Annotated in this window: 5 protein-coding genes; 4 read left to right on the top strand and 1 reads right to left on the bottom strand. The window is 34.4% G+C overall.

From position 1 onward, the window contains the following. The first annotated feature begins 167 nt into the window (after positions 1-167). Genes fadR through V7056_RS19825 form a run of 4 tightly spaced genes read left to right on the top strand, consistent with a single transcriptional unit; the run spans position 168 to position 3,427 of the window. Positions 168-779, top strand: coding sequence for a fatty acid metabolism transcriptional regulator FadR (gene fadR / locus V7056_RS19840; RefSeq protein WP_499704113.1), 612 nt, complete (start codon positions 168-170; stop codon positions 777-779). Positions 780-791: 12 nt separating this feature from the next. Next, positions 792-1,562, top strand: a complete 771-nt coding sequence (locus V7056_RS19835) for an enoyl-CoA hydratase (protein ID WP_499704112.1) — start codon at positions 792-794, stop codon at positions 1,560-1,562. 56 nt (positions 1,563-1,618) lie between these two features. Beyond that, a complete protein-coding gene (locus tag V7056_RS19830) occupies positions 1,619-2,392 on the top strand; it encodes an electron transfer flavoprotein subunit beta/FixA family protein (RefSeq protein ID WP_088003584.1) in 774 nt (257 codons plus the stop codon). Between the two features lie 57 nt (positions 2,393-2,449). Next, on the top strand, positions 2,450-3,427 hold the full coding sequence (locus V7056_RS19825; RefSeq protein WP_499704111.1) for an electron transfer flavoprotein subunit alpha/FixB family protein: 978 nt from the start codon (positions 2,450-2,452) through the stop codon (positions 3,425-3,427). Positions 3,428-3,548: 121 nt separating this feature from the next. Here V7056_RS19825 and V7056_RS19820 read toward each other — a convergent pair whose 3' ends face one another. Then, entirely contained in the window at positions 3,549-3,779 is a 231-nt protein-coding gene (locus V7056_RS19820; RefSeq protein ID WP_499704110.1) for a hypothetical protein, read from the bottom strand. Positions 3,780-3,914 lie beyond the last annotated feature (135 nt).

Here is a 3,914-nt window from a genome sequence, read left to right as displayed (position 1 = left end):
TGTATGGAAATTTTTAGAATTTAGTAAAGATTTGAAGGTAAACGGATGGTAAATCTTCATTCAAGTAAATGATAAAAATTATTAAAGGATAATTGACAATTTTCTGATAAGTTAGTATTATGAAAATATGAATGATTATTCATTCACTGTACAAAGGAGTAAACAAAATGAAAAGAGATAAACCAAAATTTAAACAAATAATAGATGCTGCTGTAGTGGTGATTGCTGAAAACGGTTACCATCAAGCACAAGTTTCTAAGATTGCGAAAAAAGCAGGAGTAGCTGACGGAACCATCTATTTATATTTTAAAAATAAAGAATCAATATTAATTACATTGTTTGAAGAAAAAATGGGTGTCTTTGCTGAAAAAATTCGTGAAGAAATTGCAGGTAATCGCGACGCAGTATCGAAGTTATTAACGTTGGTGAAAACACATTTTCGTGAAATGTCGAATGATTTAAATTTAGCCATCGTAATGCAATTAGAAGTAAGGCAAACCAATCTTGATCTTCGTGTGAAAATTAATGAAGTACTTAAAGAGTATTTACACATTATTGATTCAATCTTAATCGAAGGTGTTAAAGAAGGCTTGTTTGATGAAAATCTAGATATTCGAATGGCTAGAAAAATGATTTTTGGCACGATAGACGAAGTGATGACTCATTGGGTAATGACTGGCCAAAAACAGGATTTGGAGGCAAATGCCGAGAAAGTTCACCAATTGTTAATAAGAGGATGCGGATATCAAAAAGAACGTTCTAGTACTTTAGGACAATAGGGAGGAAAAGTTGTGGGCTTACTTCAATGTTCAGTATCTAATGGTGTTGCATTTATAACAATTCAAAATCCACCAGCAAATGCAATGTCTTCTGTGGTTTTTGCAGAAATGGTACAGCATCTAGAAGAATTAGAAAAAAATGATGATGTACGAGTACTAGTATTCCATGGTGAAGGCAGATTTTTTTCTGCAGGAGCTGATATTAAAGAATTTACCTCATTTAAAAGCGCCGATGATGCAGCAGCAGTTGCAAGGAAAGGCCAGCTAGTATTTGAGCGTGTTGAAAATTATGCTAAACCGGTCATTGCCGCAATTCATGGTGCTGCTTTAGGTGGAGGACTTGAATTTGCAATGAGCTGTCATATTCGAGTAGTAGCGGAGAATGCAAAGCTAGGATTACCTGAATTAAACTTAGGAATTATTCCAGGGTTTGCAGGTACACAACGATTACCAAGATATGTAGGTAGAGATAAAGCCTTATTAATGATGGCGACAGCAGAACCAATTTCTGGTGTTGAAGCTGGTAAATATGGTCTAGCTACAATTGTAGTCCCTGAAGAAAAATTATTAGAAGAAACAACTTCATTAGCGTTAAAAATTGCACATAAAAGTAAACAATCAATTGAATATGTACTACAGCTACTATCTTCTACAAGAACTACTTCATATCATGAGGGCGTTGAAGAAGAATCTAGATTATTTGGAGATATTTTTACATCTGAAGGTGCAAAAGAAGGAATTAGTGCATTTTTAGAAAAAAGAAAACCTGTGTTTCATAAATAAGTAGTTTACTATTTTAAAAAATAGATGTAGTTAACATTTCCTAGGAGGGTTTAAAGATGAATATTTATGTACTATTAAAAAGAACATTTGACACTGAAGAAAAAATTACGATTTCAAATGGTGCTATTCAAGAAGATGGCGCTGAATTTATTATAAATCCATACGATGAGTATGCAGTAGAAGAAGCGATTCAAATCCGTGATACACATGGCGGTGAAGTAACAGTTGTTACGATTGGCAATGAAGACAGTGAAAAAGAACTTCGTACTGCATTAGCAATGGGAGCTGATAAAGCTGTTTTAATTAATGTTGAAGATGATATTGAAAGCGCTGACCAATTTACAACATCTACACTTCTAGCTAAGTATTTAGAAGATAAAGATCCTTCTATTATTCTAGCGGGTAATGTTGCAATTGACGGTGGTACTGGTCAAGTAGGTCCTCGCGTCGCTGAATTATTAAATATTCCGTACGTGACAACAATTACTAAGCTTGAAATTAGTGGCACAACTGCAAAAATTGAGCGTGATGTTGAAGGAGATACAGAAATTATTGAAACGTCTCTACCATTACTAATTACTGCTCAACAAGGTTTAAATGAACCTAGATACCCTTCATTACCTGGTATTATGAAAGCGAAAAAGAAACCTTTAGATGAACTTGAATTAGATGATTTAGATTTAGAAGAAGATGATGTTCAAGCGAAAACGAAAACAATCGAAATTTACCTACCTGCGAAAAAAGAAGCTGGTAAAGTGTTATCAGGTGACTTACAAGACCAAGTAAAAGAATTAGTATCATTATTACGTTCTGAAGCAAAAGTAATTTAATCTAATAATGAATATAATTAAATAATAGAGTAATAGAAAATTTTGGAGGGAAATAACATGTCACGTAAAGTATTAGTATTAGGCGAAGTTCGTGAAGGGTCATTACGTAATGTATCATTCGAGGCAATCAGTACGGCTAAGACAATTGCTGAAGGCGGAGAAGTAGTTGCTGTATTAGTTGGTCAATCAGTAAATGCGTTAGCTAGTGAAATGATTCAATTTGGTGCAGATCGTGCGGTTGTAATTGAAGATGAAAAATTAGCTTCATATACATCTGATGGATATTCTCAAGCATTACTTGCAGTAGTTGACCAAGAAAAACCGGACGGACTAGTAATAGGTCATACTGCTTTAGGTAAAGATTTATCTCCTAAACTTGCAGCTCGCTTGCAAAGTGGATTAATCTCTGACGTAACTGCGATCGAAGTAGCAGGTGGAAATATTGTATTCACTCGTCCAATTTACTCTGGAAAAGCTTTCGAGAAAAAAGTAATGGTAGATCCATTCATTTTTGCGACTATTCGTCCAAATAATATTGCTCCATTAGAAAAAGATGCTGCACGTAGTGGAGACGTTGCATCACTATCTGTAGAAATTAAAGACTTACGTTCAATCGTAAAAGACGTAGTACGTAAGGCAAGTGAAGGAGTAGATCTTTCAGAAGCTAAAATTATTGTTGCAGGTGGACGTGGAGTTAAAAGCGAAGACGGCTTTAATCCATTAAAAGAATTAGCTACAGTATTAGGTGCAGCTGTTGGTGCATCACGCGGTGCATGTGATGCTAATTACTGTGATTACTCACTTCAAATTGGTCAAACTGGTAAAGTTGTAACACCAGATTTATATATTGCATGTGGTATCTCTGGCGCAATCCAACATTTAGCTGGTATGTCAAACTCTAAAGTAATTGTTGCGATTAATAAAGACCCTGAAGCAAATATCTTCAAAGTTGCAGACTATGGAATCGTAGGAGACTTGTTTGAAGTATTACCATTATTAACTGAAGAATTTAAAGCAGTATTAGTAAATTCTTAAGATATATTACTTTTTTAGAGTAATAGGAAAAGGACTTCATCTTTTAGATGAAGTCCTTATTGTTTGTAGGTAAAGTAAAAAACTAAAGTTTTTTGTATCTAGCAATAGAGGTATCCAATTTTTACATTCTTACAATAACAGAACCGCCACCACTTGTAATAACTTGGTTTTGTTTCTGTTCAATTGACCGAAGCAATTCATTATTGGCTTCAATTGCCTTAACAAGGTTCTGTATTTGATTTTCAAGATTTGTGATTGATTGCATCATCTGGTGATTGTAATTATGATTTTCCATCTGAGTATGATCATGTCTATTAGGATATTGCGGGTAATGATTCCAAAAAGGGTGCATACATTCTTCTCCTCCATTTACTAGACTCATGTACTATATAGTACGATTTTGTAAAGTAAGAGTTCGCCTATTTTTGTTGCTATGTTATTAGAATACCTTAGTTGATTACAACTCCAGGATGCTCCCTTTCCGTGG

It is taken from the genome of Bacillus sp. JJ664, assembly GCF_036962205.1.
In the GTDB taxonomy this organism is placed as follows: domain Bacteria; phylum Bacillota; class Bacilli; order Bacillales; family Bacillaceae_G; genus Gottfriedia.
The sequence above is the reverse complement of the archived record's forward strand: the minus strand, read 5'-3'. Positions and strand labels throughout refer to the sequence as shown.